Origin of the sequence: Mucilaginibacter sp. SG538B (assembly GCF_013376065.1) — a bacterium.
GTDB classification, from domain to species: Bacteria; Bacteroidota; Bacteroidia; order Sphingobacteriales; family Sphingobacteriaceae; genus Mucilaginibacter; species Mucilaginibacter rubeus.
Window position 1 is genome coordinate 340,426 of record NZ_JABMJI010000003.1, and the last position, 20,365, is coordinate 360,790.

The window sequence follows — 20,365 nt, forward strand, 5'->3', positions numbered from 1 at the left end:
TGCATGTTACAGTTATCTCATTAAAATCCTCTGCATTATATCAAATGATCCTTTGGTAAAATCATCAATTTGGGTATTCGTACATGAGCGGGTTGTCGCAGGATATAGAAAACCGCCTCGACAACATCAGCGACATTTAAAGGTTCATGTATTTGCATACTATCTTTAGGATGAACCTCCCAGTCGTTGTGAAGTTCGGTCATCACCAGGCCGGGCTCTATACAGGATACCTGGATGTCTGTTCCGGCAAGTTCCATGCGTAAAGCTTCAGATAGTGCTTCGATAGCAAATTTGGTGGCTGCATATGCGCCGGCCGTAGGGCGTACTTTGGTACCCAGCACGCTCGACAAATTGATCACATGCCCATATCCCTGAATTTTGAAACGCTTGAGTAAAGAATAAGTTAACCTGAAGGTAGCTTCAATGTTTAACCGCAACATTCCGGTCATTTTATCAATATCCGTTTCCGCTATGGTGCCGGTATGAAGCGTTCCCGCGCAATTGAACAGATAATCACATTTTCCGTAAGTTTTGTAAATATATTCTACCAATGCATCCTGGTAACCGGCAGAGGAAAGATCACCGGGAATAATATCTACAAATTCAGATTGTAGCTCCTTCAATTTTTCCTCCCGGCGTGCCGCCAGTATCAGCCTGTAGCCTCCCTTATTTAATGCTTCGGCAATAGCGCGACCTATTCCGCTGCTGGCTCCTGTTATCAATGCTATTTTTTCGTTAAAATACATTTTTCTTCATTTTAAGCTTACCTGGCATGATGTTAATTTTCCGAGAGTTTCGGCTATATATTCCAATTCTGTAACAGTTGAGGATGCGAAACCCAATCGAAGTGATTGTTCGGCCGACTGGCGCGTAAATTGACCCGAACCATCATTAATATAAATATCCCTGGCCAGGGCCTGTTTTTGCAGGTCGTAAATGTTAATTGATTGGTCAAACGTTGCCCATAATGCCATTCCGCCTTCGGGCATTTTGAAATCAACTTTGTCTTGCAGGTGATATTTTAATAACTCACAGAATAGGTCCCGCCGCTCATGATAAGCCCGCAATGATTTACGTACATGTTTTTGTATGATGCCTAATTGCAGTAACTCGGCTACCGCGTTTTCCACCAGATTGTCGCCCTGCCGATCTACAATACGGCGTAAAATTGCTAACCGCTGTATTACATTTTCGGGGCCAACCAGGTAACCGATACGAAATGCCGGGGCGATGGCTTTAGTAAACGACCCGCAATAAAGCACGTGCCCGGTAACATCTGCGCCAGCCAATGGTTGTAAAGGCTTGTTTTGATAATGAAAATCATAATCGTAATCATCCTCGAAAACAATAAAATCAAATTCCTTTGCCAGTTGCAATAGCTGCATCCGTCTGTCTGCCCGCAAGGCTACTGTAGTAGGGTAATTATGGTGTGGAGTAACATACACCATACGGATAGGCTTTACCCGACAAATTTCACGCAATTCATCTACTATTATTCCATGTCCGTCAACCGGTATTTTTATAACGTTTGCCCCCGCCTGTAAAAAATTCATATTTGCCCCGGTCCAGCCTAAGTCGCCAATAACAATGTTATCGCCGGGCTTAAGTAAGGCTGTTGACACCAGATATAATCCCATGATGGTGCCGCGGGTGATCAGTATATTTTCAGAAGTGATATTCAATCCCCTGGTTTCGGCAAAATAAGTACATAATTCTTCGCGAAGCCATATTGAACCTTTAGGGTCGCCATACCCTAAACGGACATATTGGTTGCCTGCCCGTAGTTGCGTGCGGTAAGCCCTTGATAAGTCAGTCAACGGCGCTAAGCGACCATCAGGATAACCATCATCTAAATGATATTGGCTGGTATGTTTTATAAGCTTTCTGGCTAAATGGTCGGCATTGTCAATGTTATAGCCGGCTGTTTTTAAGTTGCTCCCTTTTTGGGTAGACCTCGCCATTAATTTTTCCGGCGCTATAAATGGCAATTTTTCACTTACGAAAGTGCCGTTTCCGGTTTCGGATTGTAGCCAGCCTTGCACTAACAATTCATCGTATGCGCGTACGATAGTCTTTCTGTGAACTTTCAGTTGTTCGGATAATTCCCGGGTACTCGGTAAGCGGTGCCCTGTAGTTAATGTTCCGCCTTTAATCAGTTTCAACAATTGATTCGCTATTTGCTGGTAAACCGGCTCAACAGAATTTGAACTAATGATAATTAGACTTGCAAGTGAATACATATCAAATTGGACTACCTATTATATTCAAATTGGACGATTTTGATAGTCCGGTAAAAATATATTTTTATAATCAAATATCGAATGCGAAAATCACCTGCAATTATCCGAAGATCGGATCAGTAAAAATTGGAAATTGATTTATCATTAAACGAGCATAATATTTTAACAACAAATATGTATAAACGCAAATTTTTAAAGGATGCCGACGCAAAGGCATTTGACGCGATGATGGGATTAGAGCGATACCTGGCAACATCTTCGCTATCAAAACTGCACTGGGAAATGATAAAAATACGGGTTTCCCAATTAAACGGATGTGCTTATTGTATTGATAAACATAGTAAGGATGCCATCGCTTTAGGCGAGAGTGCGCAACGCATTATTTTGTTACCTGTATGGCGGGAAACTAACTTTTTTTCAAAAGAAGAACAGGCCATATTAGCCCTGGCCGAAGAGATGACTTTGATAGCAGGCAAGCATGTATCTGATAAAGTATATGACACTGCTATTGAACTACTTGGCCAACAGTACACTACCGAGGTTATGATGGCAATTATTGCTATGAATGCCTGGAACCGTGTGGGCATTACTACGGGAAGAAGGGCTGAGAAATAAACGCCATAAGGCTAACAGAATTCTGCTCTATATCAACCTGATTTCCAAAAGGTACCGCCACCTTACTAAAGCAAATTCCAACCCAATCAGGCACGAGTGTGCGTCGCCGACAAAGAGCGGTTGCATACTCGTGACTCTCAAAGTACACGCTCGGCTGCCGCAAGTGTCCTCTCACGCTGCCGCAAGCGCCCATGCTTATGGCCCCGTGTTCAGGTAAATAAAGTTTTATTTACACCAACTTCACGGTTGCAATGATCACAACAAGAGATGCAAAGCCAAAAGAGCAGCATGCCGGCTATGCACACCATTTATCAAAATGCACACCAAGTTTTTTAAAAACTAAAGAAGACTCAAAAACATCCATTAAACAACGCTCCAGGCCCTTTTCGGCAGCAATCAATTAAATAAATGTTAAATAATTTTACGAAAAGTAAAATATACCAATAATTAAAGTTATATTGCACACTTATTAACAACAATATAATGCAACAAGGAACAGTAAAATTTTTTAATGAAGCCAAAGGTTTCGGATTTATCACACCTAACAATGGTGGCAGCGAAATCTTCGTTCATTCAACAGGTCTGATTGACAATGTTCGTGAGAACAGCGCCGTTAGTTATGACGTTGAAGAAGGCCGTAAAGGTCCGAATGCAGTAAATGTAAAAATAGCTTAATCACTATATCATCATTTTAAAAGCATCCTCCCATCCGGGGGGATGCTTTTTTGTTACACTTAATCAAAAACATGGGTAGATCCACCGAAACATTTAACAAGAAAGAGCGCGAAAAGAAAAAGCTCAAAAAACAACAGGACAAAAAAGAAAAGGCCGAAGATCGTAAAGCCAACGCTGTTAAAGGACAGGGCTTTGAAGATATGCTGGCTTATGTTGACGCAAACGGCAACATTACCTCCGTGCCCCAGGACCCCGGTAATCGGAAAAAGGTATTGGCGCAGGACATCCTCATTGGTACGCCAAAACAGGAGGAAGTTGAAGTAGAAATTGTAAGAAAAGGCACAGTAACATTCTTTAATGAATCTAAAGGGTTCGGTTTCATCAAAGATCTGCAAACCCAGGAAAGCATTTTTGTTCATGTCAACGCGGCTTCTTTTGCCATCAAAGAAAATGACAAAGTTACCTTTGAAATAGAACAGGGGCAAAAAGGGCCTACCGCTGTCAAAGTCGCTAAAGCGAGCTAAGGCTTAATTAACCATTGCAACAATAAACAAGATAAATCCTCATACAATAAATATCAGAATGACCGATAAACAAACAGCACACTACAAAGCCAGCGAATATATTTATGACCTGGGTAATACCGCTTTGGAGAATGGTTTTAAACCCGATGAGCATTGGGAGGTACAAATGGCTACCGCCGCTGAGAAAAAAGCTTTTGAGAAACAGTACTATCCCACAGTAGCGACAAGCGTACTGCCCGAACTGTTAAAAGCGACTTTTGCCCTGGTAAAAACGCAATTGAACCAGGTGATGAAGGCACAAACAGTGATACCGTTGGATCGTTTCGCCCCCGAGCCGGTGTACGAATACCTGGTTGCCTTTAATTTAAACCGCGTAAGGCGTTAATGTTGATAGTTTCCCAAACTGGCGCGGGTATGCAGGGTTGGGTTGCGATGCGGTATACACGTGACTTTCAAAGTAAAAAAGTGATTTTCACCCATATTTTCGCACCTTAAATTGCAAACATCTACCTCAGCCTGATTATCTTACGGGATTATTTGAATTGACTGAATGACCCGTACACTTTTACTCTTTCTACTGGCCCTGTTACCCCTGGGCGGCTTTGCGCAGCAGTTTACGCTGATAGTTGTTAAAGAAAATGCCCAGCCCGCCGATGGCGCCACCATTAAACTGATACAGGCTAATAAGCAGGCCAGAATTATTGTAACTAATGCCCGCGGCGAAGCCCGGTTTCAGAACATTGCGCAGGGAGCATTCAGCTTCTTGGTAACTTATACGGGATATCAGCCCCTAACCACCCGCAGCTATACCATTGCGGAGAATATAAAGCAGGATACCATCCGCATACAAGCCCTTAGCACCGCACTGAAAGAGGTGAACATCACCGCCAAAACGCCGCCGGTAGAAATGAAGCAGGGAAAGGTGATCGTAAACGTTGATGCCTCGGTAACCAACGTGGGGGCTACGGTTCTGGAAGTATTGGAGAAATCGCCGGGGGTAATGGTCGACCGTAATGGCGGCATTTCTTTACAAGGCAAGCCCGGGGTGCTGGTGATGATAGACGGCAAACCTACCTATCTCTCCGGTGCCGACCTCAACAACCTGCTCAGCAGCATGAGCTCCACCCAGGTAGCGCAGATTGAGCTGATTGCCAACCCTACGGCCAGGTATGATGCCAGCGGCAATGCGGGGATCATCAACATTAAAACCAAAAAGAACCGGCAAAAGGGTTTCAACGGGTCGGTTACGGCCACGGCGGCGCAGGGTGTTTACTTCAAAACCAATAACACGCTCACGCTCAATTACCGCGCCGGGCGCGTCAGCACTTTCTTTAATTACAATATCAGCCGGCAAAAATACCTTACCAACCTGTACGCGCTGCGCAAATACACCGGCGCCGACGGGGCGACCACCGCAACGCTGGACCAGCCATCGCACTTCACCGGCACACTGCTGAACAATACGGCCAAAGCGGGGCTGGACTATGAAGTTTCGCCTAAAGCCACGGTTGGCATTGTGCTTGGCGGAACCATGATCCACCGCGAGGGTAACAATACGGCTTCGGCGCGCTGGCTCAACTCCAGTGGTGCGGCAGATTCGGTCATCGCTACCGATAACGCCAATAACAGCCGGTTTAAAAACGGCCAGGTGAGCCTGAGCCTCCGCCATGCCATCAGCAAAAACCAGGACATCAGCGCTGATGCCGACTGGCTGCACTACAACATTACCAGCGACCAGAATTTCAACAACCGCCTGCAAACCACCGGCGGTTATAACGAATCTACACGCGCCAACATCCCCACCACCATCAACATATTCACTGGCAAAGCCGACTATACGCTTAAAACCGACAGCGATGGCCAATTTCAGGCGGGCTGGAAATCGGCACACAGCAGTACCGATAACTCCGCCGGTTACCAAAACCTCAATGCGGGCCAATGGACTGATGACCTGACCCGCAGTAACCATTTCCTTTACAGTGAGAACATCCACGCGGTTTACACGCAATGGGAGCGCAAGCATAAGGCCATTTCCTATCAGGTAGGCTTACGTTATGAGCATACCGATTATCACGCCCATCAACTGGGTAATGTGCTGCAAAAAGATTCGGCCTTTTCGCGCAACTACGGCAGCTTTTTTCCCAGCGGCTATTTCAGTTACCAGGCCGATACTGCAAATAGCTTTACTTTAACGGTAAGCCGCCGTATTGATCGCCCGGTTTACCAAACGCTTAACCCATTTTATTTTATCATTAACAAGTACACTTATCAAACGGGCAACCCTTATATTTTACCTCAATACAGCTGGAACCTGGAGCTGAGCCATCAATACAAAAACCTGCTCACCACCACGGTATCTTACAGCAATATCAACAACTACTTTTCGCAGATCTTTTTGAGCGACCCTACCCTTGCGGGTATTTTGCTGTATACACAGGGCAACGTGGGGCGCACGTATATCATCGGCGTATCCGAAGCTATCACGGCCTCCCCCACCAACTGGTGGACGCTTACAGCACAGGCGCTGTACAATTACAAAAAACTGAGCGGTTTTAACGGCAATCATTACACATCAGATATTAACCAGCTTAACCTCAATGCCAGCAACCAGTTCACCATGGGCAAACGTTTTACGGGCGAGGTATCGGGCTTTTACACCACCCGCGCCCGCAACGATGTGCAGGAACGGCTATACCCTACCGGGCAGCTCTCGGCAGGGCTGGGCATGTCGGTATTTAAAAAGAAGGCCACCCTGAAGTTGAGCATGCGCGATATATTCTATACCAATGCCATGGAAGGCTTAACGCAGTTCCCCAACGCCACCGAGTATTTTAAGATTAAGCGCGATAGCCGCGTAGTGGTGCTCGCGTTCACCTATCGTTTCGGCAAAACCTTCAAAACGGCCAAGCGCGACAACGGCGCGGCCGATGAAATGCAGCGTGTAGGGAATGGGTAAAGCCCCACCCAAACCCTCCCCGGAAGGGAGGGCTTAAAAAAATGCACATCAAAAAGTCTCCCCTTCCGGGAGAGATTTAGCGGGGGCTTATTGCTTTAATCTTGCGGTCGTTTGCAACAAGCGCTGATATTGCTTTTATGTAGAGACGCATCACATGCGTCTCCCATAGGTCAAGCTGCTTTACAGTTCATGAACATCAGGAATCTGTATGCGGAAGACCCATGTGATGCGTCTTTACATTAAACAATTGAATTTGAACTGGCATTAAAGAAATGTAACCTGCTGGCCTGATTGGGCCCATGCATCAATCCCTCCTACTAAAGGCCGGATGCGCTTCAGGCCAACTTTACGCAATTTCTCGGCATACCTTGCAGCGGTTATTTCATTGGGGCACGAACAGTAAATAACAATCTCCTTATGCCCGGCATATCGGTCGGCAATATCATTAAAACTGTTTTCGTCTATGGGAACTGAGCCCGGTATAAATCCATTTCTTGTGCGCTGATCTATCGGGCGTGCATCAAGTATCACAGGGTTCGATTCTCCGTCAATCAGTTCTATCAAATCATTCACAGTTAACCTATCCGTTTCAAACTGCCTGATAAGGCGATAACGACGCAGCCATTTGAACAAAAGGTATAAACCGAACAGCACGACGACAAATAAACCGCCCATCGTGCCATAATGACTTAATGCAGCGATCAAGCCATCAACCTGGTGCCGAAAAACTGCACCCAGCGTCACCGCCGCGCCGAGATAGATAAGTGCTGCGATAGATGAAAAAAACACAAATAATGTCACCCGCATTGCATAAACTCCGGCAACAACAGGTGCCAGTGTTGACAGCCCCGGAATAAATTTAACAATGGTTAACGCCGGGGCGCCGTAGCGTTCAAAAATATCGCCGGTACTGCGAACACAGGTATCCGGTGACATAGAAATTTTACATAATTTCCCAAGGATCCCTGTTCCGTATCTCTTCCCGGCAAAATATAATATAAGGTCGCCTGCTAAGGTACCCAGTGATCCGGTTAAAATGAGTATGATGATATTAGCTTCGGTTGCAGGCGTTACAGCAGTAGTTACAATCAATACTGCAAATGCAGGCAGCGGCAATCCAACACTCTGTAAAAGAGTGATCAAAAATACCAGCCACAGCCCATAGGTTTGTATTAAATCAACTAATGCGTTCATACTTCAGTTGCAGCTAAGATAAGACACTTATTTTTATTGACCGGCCCGATTTTGCCGATTAACAATTATTTGACATCAGGTTGAGAGTAGTCTATTATTTCATGGATTTTAGGCTAAGCCGATGATAGCTTGCCTGATGTTTTAAAATTATTTTCGCCAGTATTAATACCATTCAATCGTTTGACATTCAACACACTTACACGTTAAAACAAATTACCATCAATAGTAACCAGATAGTCTTAACATAAAATTGATTTGGATTAATCAATTTTATTCCTTTAGCTTTACTGCAACTTTAGGGGTGTCCTGACGGACTGAGATAATACCCTTTGAACCTGATCCGGGTAATGCTGGCGAAGGGAAAAGTGACGATAACACTATTGGTGTTGTTTTTTCTTTCCTAATACGGGGACATTCCTACAGTTGAAATTTTAATGCAACGTAATGGAAGTAACCGTTAATCAACAAAATTTTATTGTGCCTGATAACTGCAATGTGCAGGCTTTGCTCGCTGATGTCTTGCAGCACCCTGACCGGGGGCTGGCCATTGCCATCAACGAAGCTATTGTTCCCAAAACCCAATGGGAAAACCACAAGCTCAATCGGGGCGATAAAATCATCATTATTAAAGCCACCCAGGGAGGATAAACACCCAATAGCCTTTTATGAAAACAGAAAAAACACCTACAGCACAAGCCATCACGCAAACACCGTTTCCAGCCTCGCGTAAGATTTACGTTAAAGGGCAATTACACGACATTGACGTGGCCATGCGCGAAATAAGCCTGAACGACACCCAACTACATGGCCGTTTTGGCGAAACCGAGCCCAACGCCCCGGTAACTGTTTACGATACCAGCGGCCCTTATACCGATCCAAACATAGCCATCGATGTTAAAAAAGGTTTACCCCGCCTGCGCGAAAAATGGATCACTTCGCGTGGTGATGTCGAGCTGCTGGATAGCATATCATCAGCATATGGCCGCGAACGCTTAAACAGTAAAGAGCTTGATCATTTACGTTTTGGCTACCAAAGTAAACCTTTCCGCGCCAAAGCAGGCATGAATGTATCACAACTGCATTACGCAAAAAAGGGTATCGTTACACCCGAAATGGAGTACATTGCCATACGCGAAAACCAACGCATCGATCTGCTGAAACAACAGTTGAACGGGCAATACGATGTAATGAGCCAACAGCATCAGGGCCATAGCTTTGGTGCCAACACACCTAAAGGTTACATTACGCCCGAATTTGTACGACAAGAGGTAGCCGCCGGTCGGGCTGTTATCCCATCAAATATCAATCACCCCGAAAGTGAACCGATGATCATTGGCCGTAATTTTTTGGTTAAGATCAATGCCAACATCGGCAACTCGGCAGTTACCTCGAGTATTGAAGAAGAAGTAGAAAAAGCCGTTTGGGCATGCCGCTGGGGAGCCGATACCATTATGGACCTGTCGACAGGTAAAAACATTCACGAAACCCGCGAATGGATCATCCGCAACACACCTGTGCCCATAGGTACCGTGCCTATTTACCAGGCGCTCGAAAAAGTGAACGGCAAAGCCGAAGACCTGACCTGGGAACTGTTCAGGGATACGCTGATAGAACAGGCAGAGCAGGGTGTTGATTATTTCACTATCCATGCGGGCGTGTTGCTTCGCTATGTGCCTTTAACGGCCAAACGTATTACCGGTATCGTATCGCGCGGTGGTTCTATCATGGCCAAATGGTGCCTGGCCCATCATAAAGAGAATTTCCTGTACACGCATTTTGAAGAGATCTGCGAGATCATGAAAGCGTATGATGTCGCCTTCTCGCTGGGCGATGGCTTGCGCCCCGGCTGTATTGCCGATGCCAACGATGCCGCGCAGTTTGGCGAGCTGGAAACCCTGGGCGAGCTGACCAAAATAGCCTGGAAGCACGATGTGCAAACCATTATTGAAGGCCCCGGCCACGTACCCATGCACCTCATCAAAGAGAACATGGAGAAACAATTAAAGCATTGTTCTGAAGCGCCTTTTTACACTTTAGGCCCGTTAACTACCGATATCGCTCCGGGTTATGATCATATTACTTCGGCTATCGGCGCTGCCATGATCGGTTGGTTCGGTACCGCTATGTTGTGCTATGTGACCCCTAAAGAACACCTGGGTTTGCCCAACAAAAAAGATGTTAAAGACGGCGTGATCACGTACAAAATTGCTGCCCATGCTGCCGATTTAGCCAAAGGTCATCCCGGTGCGCAGTATCGCGACAATGCGTTGAGCAAGGCACGTTTCGAGTTCAGGTGGGAAGATCAGTTTAACCTGTCGTTGGATCCGGATACGGCTAAAGAATTTCATGATGAAACCCTGCCTGCCGAGGGAGCCAAGATCGCGCACTTTTGCTCGATGTGCGGGCCGAACTTCTGCTCGATGAAAATAACCCAGGATGTACGCGACTTTGCCAAAGAGAACGGTGTTAACGAAGCCGACGCACTAACCAGGGGCATGGAACAAAAATCGAAGGAGTTTGCCGAAAAAGGCAGCGAAATATACCTGTAATGGAATTGATCGTGATATCGGCCCCGGATACTGTGACAGATGAAGCACAAATAGTCAACCGCTTGTTCGGGGCCGGTTTACAGCGTTTCCACCTGCGCAAACCAGGTTGGGATCTCGATCAATGTACCAATCTGATTACTCAGATTGACCAGGCCTATCATCATGCTATAGTTTGTCATCAGCATCATAGGCTGGCCAAAGTTTTTGAGATGCACTATTTACATTATCCCGAAAAGAATCGTATCAAAAGCGACCACCTGGATTTAAATATTCAGCTTAATCAGGGTTACCGATTGAGTACTTCGGTACATGATGTTAGCGCCACATCCTCACTAAAACATTTTGAGTACACATTTTTAAGCCCGGTGTTCAATAGCATATCCAAGCAAGGTTATCAAAGCATGCTGCCTGCCGGTTTTTGTTTAGACCGTAATAAGTCCGGACCAAAAATAATAGCGCTTGGCGGCGTGGATATAACCAATTTAAACCTGCTAAAAAAAATGAATTTTGACGGAGCGGCGGTTTTGGGTGCTATCTGGCAAGATCCCAAGCAGGCTGTTTTCAATTTTATAAGCATTAAAAAACAAACCGAACAATTAAATCCATGATTGATAAACTGCATTATATCTCTCAACAATCTCAAAATGGCACGCACCTTAGCGCTATCAAAGCGGCTTTGGATGCGGGCTGTAAATGGATACAGTTGAGGGTTAAAGATCAGCCCGAAGACATCATTCTGCAATATGCCATCGAGGCCGTTAAACTTTGTGACGGGTACGGTGCCAGATTAATAGTGAACGACCATCCTGAAATTGCAAAAAAGGCGGGTGCCCACGGGCTGCACCTGGGTTTACAGGATATGCCCATACAACAGGCCCGTCAGATTGTTGGCCATGATATGATCATCGGTGGTACGGCCAATACATTTGCGCATGTAAAACAGCGCGTTGCCGAGGGCGCCGACTATATCGGCCTTGGCCCTTACCGTTTTACAACTACCAAACAAAAGCTGAGCCCTATTTTGGGGCTGGACGGTTACCGGGATATCATGGATCAGATGCGTCTTGCAAATATGAGGATCCCGGTAATCGCTATCGGCGGCATTGTGCCGGCCGATATACCGCTGATCATACAAAGCGGCGTATATGGTGTTGCGCTGTCCGGCGCCATCACCCACGCCACCAACGCCAGGCAAGTGGTTTCGGAATTATACCATCATTTAAATCAACCTTCGTTTAACGAAGCTTAAAATCAACACTATGTTAACCATCGCTGATAAAACTTTTCAGTCGCGCTTATTTTCAGGCACCGGCAAATTTAACTCGCCTGCCATGATGGAGGAGGCATTGCTGGCCTCAGGCTCTGAACTGGTAACCGTAGCCCTAAAGCGTGTTGATGTAAAAAACAACGACAACGACGATCTGTTGCTGCGTTTAAAATATCCGCATATTAATCTGCTGCCCAATACCTCAGGTGTACGGAACGCTAAGGAGGCTGTGTTTGCTGCCCAGCTTGCCCGCGAGGCGCTGGAAACCAACTGGATAAAGTTGGAGATCCATCCCGATCCCAAATACCTGATGCCCGACCCTATAGAAACCCTAAAAGCTACCGAAGAACTGGCGAAACTGGGTTTTATAGTATTGCCCTATATCCATGCCGACCCCGTATTATGCAAAAGGCTTGAAGAAGCCGGTACTGCGGCTGTAATGCCTTTAGGCTCGCCCATAGGTAGCAATAAGGGGCTTAAAACCATCGATTTTTTAGAGATCATCATCAGCCAAAGCAGCGTACCCGTTATTGTTGATGCGGGTATAGGCGCTCCGTCTGATGCAGCCAAAGCGCTTGAAATAGGCGCCGACGCCGTACTGGTAAACACCGCCATCGCGGTATCAAGTAATCCTGTACAAATGGCCGAAGCATTTAAACTGGCCGTTGAAGCCGGCCGGATGGCTTTTGAAGCAAAACTGGCACAACCGGTATCACATGCTATGGCAAGTAGTCCACTAACTTCTTTTTTAGATGAGTAGTTTTAACGACATTTTTGAAACCTATAACTGGGATGATACCAAGGCCAGTATCTACGCTAAAACCAGCGCGGATGTTGAACGCGCCCTGGCCGCCGATAAACGAACTTTGGAGGATTTTAAGGCCCTGGTATCACCTGCTGCAGCCCCCTACCTGGAGCAAATGGCGCAGATCAGCCAGCGCCTGACCCTGAAACGTTTTGGTAAGGTGCTGCAGATGTACGTGCCGCTTTATCTATCCAACGAATGCAGTAACATCTGTACTTATTGCGGCTTTAGTTACGATAACAAGGTAAAACGCAAAACGCTTTCGCCAATGGAAATTATGCAGGAAGTGGCCGTTATTAAAAAGATGGGCTATGAGCATGTATTACTGGTAACCGGCGAGGACAATGTGAATGTGCATGTTGATTATTTTAAAAAAGTGCTCGAATTGATCAGGCCGCATTTTGCACATATCTCGATGGAGGCGCAACCGATGGATCTGGAAGATTATCAACAGCTAACGCCTTATGGCCTCAATACCGTGCTGGTATACCAGGAAACTTATCATAAAGAGGATTACAAAAAACACCATCCCAAAGGCAAAAAATCTAACTTTAAATACCGGGTGGAAACGCCCGACAGGTTGGGCCAGGCCGGGATCCATAAAATGGGGCTGGGCGTTTTAATAGGTTTGGAAGACTGGCGCACCGATTGTTTTTTCACCGCGATGCACCTTAATTACCTTGAGAAAAAATACTGGCAAACTAAATACAGCCTTTCGTTCCCAAGGTTAAGGCCTTTTAGCGGCGGGCTTGAACCTAAAGTTGAGATGAATGACCGCGAACTGGTACAACTGATCTGCGCTTATCGTTTGTTTAACGAAGAGGTTGAGCTTTCGATATCCACCCGCGAATCTGCCAACTTTCGCAATAATATCATCAAGCTGGGTATCACCTCTATAAGCGCTGGTTCAAAAACCAACCCTGGCGGATATGCTGTTGAACCTGAGTCGCTGGAGCAGTTCGAAATTTCAGACGAGCGCAGTCCTGCCGAAATTGCAGAGATCATTGCCGAACAGGGTTACGAAGCGGTTTGGAAAGATTGGGATAGCTGTTTAACCTAAGAATATGCTTGAGCGCGAAGAATTGAAACGGTATAACCGGCAGATGATATTGCCCGAGTTGGGCCTGCACGGACAGGAAAAACTAAAAGCAGCCCGGGTGCTGATGATAGGTGCCGGCGGCTTAGGTTGCCCGGTTTTGCAATACCTGGTTGCAGCTGGAGTAGGCACCATTGGTATTGTGGATGATGACGTGGTTGATATCAGCAACCTGCACCGGCAAATATTATATGCTCCCGCTGATATTGACCAGCCAAAGGCTTTGATAGCCAAACAAAAACTAAACCAGCTTAACCCTTTTGTGGAGCTGATAGCTTATACCGAAAGGATTATTGCTGCCAATGCGCAACAACTGATAAGCAATTTTGATGTGGTGATAGATGGCTCTGATAACTTTGCCACCCGCTACCTGGTAAACGATACCTGCGCCGCCCTTGGTAAACCGCTGGTATTTGGCTCAATATTTAAATTTGAGGGACAGGTATCTGTGTTTAACCATCAGGGCGGCCCCGGCTATCGTGACCTGTTTCCTGAAGCGCCACCCGAAAATGAAGTGCCCAACTGTGCCGAAATTGGTGTTATTGGCGTGTTACCCGGTATAATAGGTACTTATATGGCCAACGAAACCATTAAATTGATTTGCGGTATTGGGGACCTACTATCTGGTAAACTATTAACCCTGAATGCGCTTGACAACAGCATCAGTGTTTTCAAAATTTCTGCCGCAACGCCTTCACTCCCGGTTAACACATCTCAGCCGGTTGAAAGTGATAGGGCTGCCAATGAAATCGACGCCGACACCTTCAAAAAATGGCACGCGGAAACACCCGACGAAATTTACCTGGTTGATGTACGTGAAACTTATGAATTTGACGATGAAAATATAGGAGGAATAAATATCCCGCTTTATGATTTACAAGAACACGCTAATATTTTTCCAAGCGGTAAAAAGCTGATATTTATCTGTCAAACCGGGCAACGCAGTAAAATAGCGGCTCAGCAAACCAGGTCTTTGTCGGGGATAGCTGCCTTCAGTTTAAAAGGGGGCATTAACGCCTTTAATTTTTAAAACGAAATGATGCAGTATTATCAATATTGTTCGGTATTAACCATCGCCGGCTCCGATAGCGGCGGCGGTGCGGGCATTCAGGCCGACTTGAAGACCTTTGCCGCCCTGGGTTGTTACGGCACCTCAGCCATTACTGCCATTACCGCGCAAAACACCCTGGGAGTAACTGATATTCACGTTATTCCACCGGCAATGGTGCAAAATCAGATCAGCGCAGTAATGAGCGATATCCGGCCTTTGGCAGTGAAGATCGGGATGCTGCCAAATGCGGAAACTGTGCAGGCGGTAGCCGATGCTTTAAAAAAATACGAACCGCTACCCATCATCCTCGACCCAGTTATCAGCTCAAGCAGCGGAAAACAACTGGCAAATAACGAAGCATTGCTTGCCATGAAGGAGCTACTTTTTCCAATGGTAACCCTGCTCACGCCAAACCTGAATGAAACAACTCAACTAACGGGCAAACATGCCGGCAATGTTGATGATATGATAAACGCGGCAGAAGCATTGTTAGATTTAGGTAGCCAGGCCGTTCTTGTAAAAGGCGGCCACTTAGATGGGCTTGAACTCTACAACGTATATGCTGATCGGCAAGGTGTAAGAAAAACTTTCGCTTACCCTTTTATAAACTCCTTAAACACACACGGAACAGGTTGTACACTGGCTTCAGCTATCGCAGCTTATATAGCACGAGGGCAATCCATAACCGAAGCCATTGCTTCGGCCGGGGTTTACGTTAACATAGCCATCAAAGAAGGGCAGAATGTAAAAACCGGCGAGGGATCCGGGCCTCTGAATCATTTTTTCAAGCCGCGTAAGTTGGCGAAGCTCGATTTCTGAAGGCGTATATATCAGGTTGTTAAAGAATCGGCAATGGTCCGTAATTAAAAACTGCACTTTGCCTCCACGGTATTTCTAATTTTCATCAGCACGGGCTATTTATATCCCATTAGCTCAACCGATTTAACAACCACATAAAAAGCACTGCTCTGTTTATGTGGTTGTTTCTGTTTCAGGATATACCTTTTCAATTCAGAAAGCTTTTATGGAGCATTAAAAATGAATTAGGTTTAATCTCCACATCCTGTATTGAAAAAATGCCTTGCGCCTCCCATTTGTTTCTGCCAAGGCTACGCTGCACTCACCGTCTATACCGCGGATGTGCTGATCGGCCTGTCTTTAATATCTTACTGATATCCCCAAATTAAACGCCGTGCCTCTGCCTTTTGAATAGAATCCCGGTTGCATGAACCATTGCGCACGTGCAGGAAAATAGTCTTCATTAAACAGGTTTTCAATGCCCAGGCTCAACCGGGTATTCTTATTTACTTTATACCCGGCAGCCAGGTTGAACAGGTTATAGGCTTTTACAGCTCCTTCATTGCCATTGTAAATACCGGCAGCGTTTTTTGCGAAACGGTTGCGGTTGCCAATTCCTGTATAATTCAGGGTTATGTCCATCACCCGGATTGGTGAATAAGTAACATTACCGGTAATCTTAGGAGCAGAAATGCGCCTGCCATTCAGGTAGGCATCTTGCGGGTCATCGTATTTCCCGTTTTGGTTAACGTCCCTTTTTCCTTCTGTATAACTGTAACTACCGCCTACAGTTAACCGGCGGCTAAATATGTAGCTGGCAGCTAATTCAAAACCGTAAATTTTTTCAGGGCTGCGCGCGGTATTAAATAAGCCGGTGGCCGGATCATATAATACTTCAATTCCCAACTTAGAGGTGCTTTGATAGGCTGAAGCTGAAAATGCCAGATTTTGATAACGGCTTTCAAAGCCCGCCTCATAATTATTCACTTTAACAGCATCGGTATTGATCTTATTAATACTGTTCACCCTGGCATCGCGTAAAGCCAAACCGATATCCATTACAGAAAACCCCTGGGAGAAGCTTATATAAGGGCTGAACAGCTGAAAACGATTATACTTTAAACCGGCATTAAACAAGGCGGTATTATATTTCAACACGCCGCCTGTTACATCAAATGATGGAGTTACCGTAGCACCGCTTGCATTGGTGATGCGTAATGTACGATAATTGTCAACATCAATATTTACACGCTCATACCTGAACCCTGTTTTGAACACCAGGTCCCGAATGATCATCAAATCAGCTTGCGCAAATGGCGCCAGGTTGGTCATGTCCATGGTCGGTACCCAAACACGGCCGTCTACCAGCGGTTGTGAGGTTTTGTCTTTCAGCAAATCTATACCATAGGATAGGTTGGCGTTCAGCGACGGACGGCTGACCAGTGGAGTTTGGAGGAATAATCGTACGCCTTCTTTGTCATTATGTGCTAATGACTGACCGTCGCCGCCATCAAATCGACCTAAGGACACATAAAACACATCCTGGCGTTTTTCATAATAAGCATCCGCGTTCAGGCTCGTATGAGCGAAAAGATTGTCAACCTTGTAAGATAAATGCAGGTTGTGATTGTAAGCCGCCCCGGTAGGAATGCCTGCCGGTTTACCAAGTACCCCGGTAGCTTTCTGACCTGTTGCCGGGTTGCCGTTCACCAGCGTAAAGTTGCTGTTCTGTAAGCTGCTATAATAGTTATATACCAGTTGCAAACGCTGGTTACGCGTTGGCTGATAACCCAGTTTAGCAAAGGCATTATAGGTGTTTGTTTCACCAAGGCTGTAGTTGGGCCCAACCACATCGCCTTTGGCATCTTTGTATTCTCCGGTTTCCTCTGCCATGCCGCTTGCTACATAATCGAATTTCCCTGCTTTGCCATAAAACATCTGACTGACGCGACCGCCTACCGAATTACGTACTTTCACCAGTGAGCCGTTTAAATAAACGTCGGTTTTACCGGCAAACTTTTCCGAAGTATCAGGCACCAATGTTACATAGTTAACCAGGCCGCCGGCGGCACCATTACCGTAAATGGCCGTTGCCCCTTTTACGACTTCAATTTGCTGCAATACAGACGGATCAATAGACCGCAGGTCCACCTCAGCATTTCTGAGTGGTGACGACTGGCTCACACCATCAATCATAACCAGCATGGGACGCCCCCTTAAGTTTTGACCAACATTACTGCCCGATTGCGCTGTCGGGGCAAAGCCGGGCACCTCATTTGCCAGGATGCTGGTTAGGTCCGGGTTAACAGCAATCTCATTATCGAGTTTCTTTTTTGAAACGATGCTCACTGCTGATACAATATTCCTGGGGCTTTCCGGTCTTCTGGTTGCGGAAATTAAAACCTCACCAAGCGCCTGGCTGGCTTGCAGTAAGCGCCAGTTAATGGCCGTGTCGCGCGTTAAAGCAGGAAGTGATATCAATATGGGCTGATAGCCGACGGCAGAAATTTCTATTGTCAGTTGCTGTCCTGCCGGTACAAAAGCCGTGAAGCGCCCTTTGGCATCACCACTTATCTGCGCGGTTTTCAACTTGATTGTGGGATAGGCCACTCCAGATACGGAGTCGCGGACGCTACCTTGTATTTTCACGTTTTGAGCTGATGCAAAACAGGATAATAATAAAAAACAGGTAGTAATAAAGTGTAATGGTACATGTGATTTCATCAGATTAAATTTTGCACGAAAGTATTTATTTAATCTAATTCTAAATAATAAATCTTAAGAAACCCTATTAAGTCATATAGTTAAGTCAATATTAAAACTGGCAAATAGCATCTCACATATCAGGGTTTCGGCGAAACTATTTCTATAGATTACTATATGGCAGGTCTGTCTTCCGATTCCTTATTTCAATTGTTTTGCCTGGAAAAAATGTATACAACATGGCCGAATGCAAATCTTTTAAAATTTTATCTTTGCCGATGAAATCAAATACTACAAAAGATGAGTGAACTTGCCCCCTGCCCAATATGTAAATCTCCCTATGCTTATGAAATGGATAACCTGCTCATATGTCCGGAATGCGGACACGAGTGGAACCCGCAAGATAATCCTGTAAGTTCAGATCTGTTTGTGGTGAAGGATAGCAATGGAAATATTCTCCAGAACGGAGATACGGTTGTTACCATAAAGAACCTGCCGGTACGTGGTTCTTCTCAAAGTATAAAAGCCGGGACCAAGGTTAAAAACATCCGTTTGGTTGACAGCGATCATAACATTGATTGTAAGATAGATGGGTTTGGCGCTATGGCATTAAAATCAGAGTTTGTTAAGAAAGCATAATTTTTAAAAAATACAGCCCAAAGCGGGTAAACGTACTTATTTAATGGAAGGAGATCGGCTTTTACGGTATTCTTTTGGGCCGTATCCCATAGTTCTGTTAAACAATCTTGAAAAATAAAGAGGGTCGTCGATGCCAATGCGAAAAGCTATTTCACGTATCCTCAATTCCGTGAACTGCAAGTACTGACAGGCTTTTTGTATTTTAAGATGATTAAAATAATCTATAGGAGAAAATCCTGTGGTTTTCTTAAATAATGCAGAATAATGACTCACCGATAGGTTTACCGAGGCCGCGAGCTCAGCTAAACTTAGGGTCTTATCCAGATTCTTCTGCATAAATAAAATAGATCTGTCCTGCGGCTGGGAGTGTGTGTTTAAATTCGTTTTATAATATTTGTCCCTAAACAAAAAAGAACTTAAATATTGCAGCAACAGTAAATTGACGTAAGTAAGATTTTCTGTACTGTACCCCTGTTCTAAAAATACGTAAAGCTTGTCAAAAAGGGCGATCCGATCACCGTCAAATTCGATGCTGTACCGGAAACTCTGATCCCTTACATAAATTTGCTCTGTTATAGCATCCGCTTGCGGGCCTTTAAAGTGGCACCAGTAAATTGTCCAGGGGCTGGTTTCATTTGTTTCATAAAAGTGCTTAACACCATGAGGAATAACAAAAAAGTCGCCGGGCTTGATCTCATAAGTATGAGTGCCTATCTTAACCATCCCTTTTCCGTCAACGCAGTAAATCAGGATATTTTGCCCCGCACCTGTATATCGCTCCCTGCGATGAAATTTTGCCTTGGGATAGTATCCAATATCCGTTATAAATGCTCCTTGTATAGCCGCATTTCCCTCACAAAACCGCTGTAATATAGTTTTGGGTATCACGATCGCTCGCTGACCTTCAAAACCATCTTTTTTGTAACTTGCTGAATATGTGTTCATTTGATTTATTTAAATCCTATCGCGGGTTACGCATGTTTGCGAATGCAGACATGCTGTGTTAAAAGGCGAATAGATACTGTTTTGCCACAGCCGTTATCAATGCCGGATACTGACATTAAAAGTAAAATTTCTGAACGGCTGAATTTCATAAATCCATTAAATTATTATCTTTTAAAATACTGCCCTGCCCCATTTTTTAGGATATGGACAGGATTTGATATTCATTGATTTCAATCTGTAATTGTTAGTCGGTCAACATTGATATTCACAAAAATATTTAATAACAGGGCATTCTATATAGATGAAAA

At 45.2% G+C, this 20,365-nt stretch carries 19 protein-coding genes and 1 riboswitch; of the genes, 14 read left to right on the forward strand and 5 right to left on the reverse strand.

Features of this window, described 5'->3' with window-relative positions:
* Window positions 1-35: 35 nt before the first annotated feature.
* The gene (locus FHW88_RS17495; RefSeq protein ID WP_176627248.1) at window positions 36-746 is read right to left on the reverse strand and encodes an SDR family oxidoreductase; all 711 of its coding nucleotides are present in this window, start codon (window positions 744-746) and stop codon (window positions 36-38) included.
* Window positions 747-752: 6 nt separating this feature from the next.
* A complete protein-coding gene (locus FHW88_RS17500) occupies window positions 753-2,240 on the reverse strand; it encodes a PLP-dependent aminotransferase family protein (protein ID WP_176627250.1) in 1,488 nt (495 codons plus the stop codon).
* 174 nt (window positions 2,241-2,414) lie between these two features.
* On the opposite strand from FHW88_RS17500, the gene FHW88_RS17505 reads away from it, so the two are divergent.
* The 5 genes from FHW88_RS17505 to FHW88_RS17525 all read left to right on the forward strand — a co-directional run bounded on the left by FHW88_RS17505 (window position 2,415) and on the right by FHW88_RS17525 (window position 7,010).
* Window positions 2,415-2,855, forward strand: coding sequence for a carboxymuconolactone decarboxylase family protein (locus FHW88_RS17505; RefSeq protein ID WP_090527709.1), 441 nt, complete (start codon window positions 2,415-2,417; stop codon window positions 2,853-2,855).
* A gap of 483 nt (window positions 2,856-3,338) precedes the next feature.
* On the forward strand, window positions 3,339-3,530 hold the full coding sequence (locus FHW88_RS17510) for a cold-shock protein (RefSeq protein WP_090527544.1): 192 nt from the start codon (window positions 3,339-3,341) through the stop codon (window positions 3,528-3,530).
* 71 nt (window positions 3,531-3,601) lie between these two features.
* Complete coding sequence (locus FHW88_RS17515; protein WP_090527541.1) at window positions 3,602-4,054, forward strand: cold-shock protein; 453 nt, start codon at window positions 3,602-3,604, stop codon at window positions 4,052-4,054.
* A 58-nt stretch (window positions 4,055-4,112) separates the two neighbouring features.
* Window positions 4,113-4,439 carry a hypothetical protein gene (locus tag FHW88_RS17520; RefSeq protein ID WP_176627252.1) on the forward strand — a complete coding sequence of 109 codons (327 nt, stop codon included), beginning with the start codon at window positions 4,113-4,115 and terminating at the stop codon, window positions 4,437-4,439.
* A gap of 165 nt (window positions 4,440-4,604) precedes the next feature.
* Window positions 4,605-7,010 carry an outer membrane beta-barrel protein gene (locus FHW88_RS17525; protein WP_176627254.1) on the forward strand — a complete coding sequence of 802 codons (2,406 nt, stop codon included), beginning with the start codon at window positions 4,605-4,607 and terminating at the stop codon, window positions 7,008-7,010.
* 264 nt (window positions 7,011-7,274) lie between these two features.
* On the opposite strand, the gene FHW88_RS17530 is transcribed toward FHW88_RS17525, so the two are convergent.
* Window positions 7,275-8,204, reverse strand: coding sequence for a rhodanese-like domain-containing protein (locus tag FHW88_RS17530; RefSeq protein WP_176627256.1), 930 nt, complete (start codon window positions 8,202-8,204; stop codon window positions 7,275-7,277).
* A gap of 287 nt (window positions 8,205-8,491) precedes the next feature.
* Window positions 8,492-8,583: riboswitch (TPP riboswitch) on the forward strand.
* Between the two features lie 65 nt (window positions 8,584-8,648).
* On the opposite strand from FHW88_RS17530, the gene thiS reads away from it, so the two are divergent.
* The 8 genes from thiS to thiD are packed head-to-tail and all read left to right on the forward strand — an operon-like array spanning window position 8,649 to window position 15,791.
* Window positions 8,649-8,852, forward strand: coding sequence for a sulfur carrier protein ThiS (gene thiS / locus FHW88_RS17535; protein WP_176627258.1), 204 nt, complete (start codon window positions 8,649-8,651; stop codon window positions 8,850-8,852).
* Window positions 8,853-8,869: 17 nt separating this feature from the next.
* Complete coding sequence (gene thiC / locus FHW88_RS17540) at window positions 8,870-10,753, forward strand: phosphomethylpyrimidine synthase ThiC (RefSeq protein ID WP_176627260.1); 1,884 nt, start codon at window positions 8,870-8,872, stop codon at window positions 10,751-10,753.
* Window positions 10,753-11,361, forward strand: coding sequence for a thiamine phosphate synthase (locus tag FHW88_RS17545; RefSeq protein ID WP_176627262.1), 609 nt, complete (start codon window positions 10,753-10,755; stop codon window positions 11,359-11,361). The genes thiC and FHW88_RS17545 overlap by 1 nt, the downstream gene beginning before the upstream one ends.
* Window positions 11,358-12,002 (forward strand): thiamine phosphate synthase, encoded by a 645-nt coding sequence (locus FHW88_RS17550; protein ID WP_176627264.1) that lies wholly within the window; start codon window positions 11,358-11,360, stop codon window positions 12,000-12,002. Before FHW88_RS17545 ends, FHW88_RS17550 begins: the two co-directional genes overlap by 4 nt.
* A 10-nt stretch (window positions 12,003-12,012) precedes the next feature.
* A complete protein-coding gene (locus FHW88_RS17555; protein WP_176627266.1) occupies window positions 12,013-12,780 on the forward strand; it encodes a thiazole synthase in 768 nt (255 codons plus the stop codon).
* Window positions 12,773-13,885, forward strand: a complete 1,113-nt coding sequence (thiH, locus tag FHW88_RS17560; RefSeq protein WP_176627268.1) for a 2-iminoacetate synthase ThiH — start codon at window positions 12,773-12,775, stop codon at window positions 13,883-13,885. Before FHW88_RS17555 ends, thiH begins: the two co-directional genes overlap by 8 nt.
* A 4-nt stretch (window positions 13,886-13,889) precedes the next feature.
* Window positions 13,890-14,951, forward strand: coding sequence for a HesA/MoeB/ThiF family protein (moeB, locus tag FHW88_RS17565; protein WP_176627270.1), 1,062 nt, complete (start codon window positions 13,890-13,892; stop codon window positions 14,949-14,951).
* Window positions 14,952-14,957: 6 nt separating this feature from the next.
* Window positions 14,958-15,791, forward strand: coding sequence for a bifunctional hydroxymethylpyrimidine kinase/phosphomethylpyrimidine kinase (gene thiD / locus FHW88_RS17570; RefSeq protein WP_255485362.1), 834 nt, complete (start codon window positions 14,958-14,960; stop codon window positions 15,789-15,791).
* A gap of 339 nt (window positions 15,792-16,130) precedes the next feature.
* Here the strand turns inward: thiD and FHW88_RS17575 are convergent, their stop codons facing one another.
* Window positions 16,131-18,494 carry a TonB-dependent receptor gene (locus FHW88_RS17575; protein WP_176627272.1) on the reverse strand — a complete coding sequence of 788 codons (2,364 nt, stop codon included), beginning with the start codon at window positions 18,492-18,494 and terminating at the stop codon, window positions 16,131-16,133.
* Between the two features lie 279 nt (window positions 18,495-18,773).
* Here FHW88_RS17575 and FHW88_RS17580 point away from each other — a divergent pair, with 279 nt between their 5' ends.
* Window positions 18,774-19,112 (forward strand): zinc ribbon domain-containing protein YjdM, encoded by a 339-nt coding sequence (locus FHW88_RS17580; protein ID WP_090527498.1) that lies wholly within the window; start codon window positions 18,774-18,776, stop codon window positions 19,110-19,112.
* Between the two features lie 36 nt (window positions 19,113-19,148).
* Here FHW88_RS17580 and FHW88_RS17585 read toward each other — a convergent pair whose 3' ends face one another.
* Window positions 19,149-20,057, reverse strand: a complete 909-nt coding sequence (locus FHW88_RS17585; protein ID WP_090527495.1) for an AraC family transcriptional regulator — start codon at window positions 20,055-20,057, stop codon at window positions 19,149-19,151.
* Window positions 20,058-20,365: the final 308 nt, after the last annotated feature.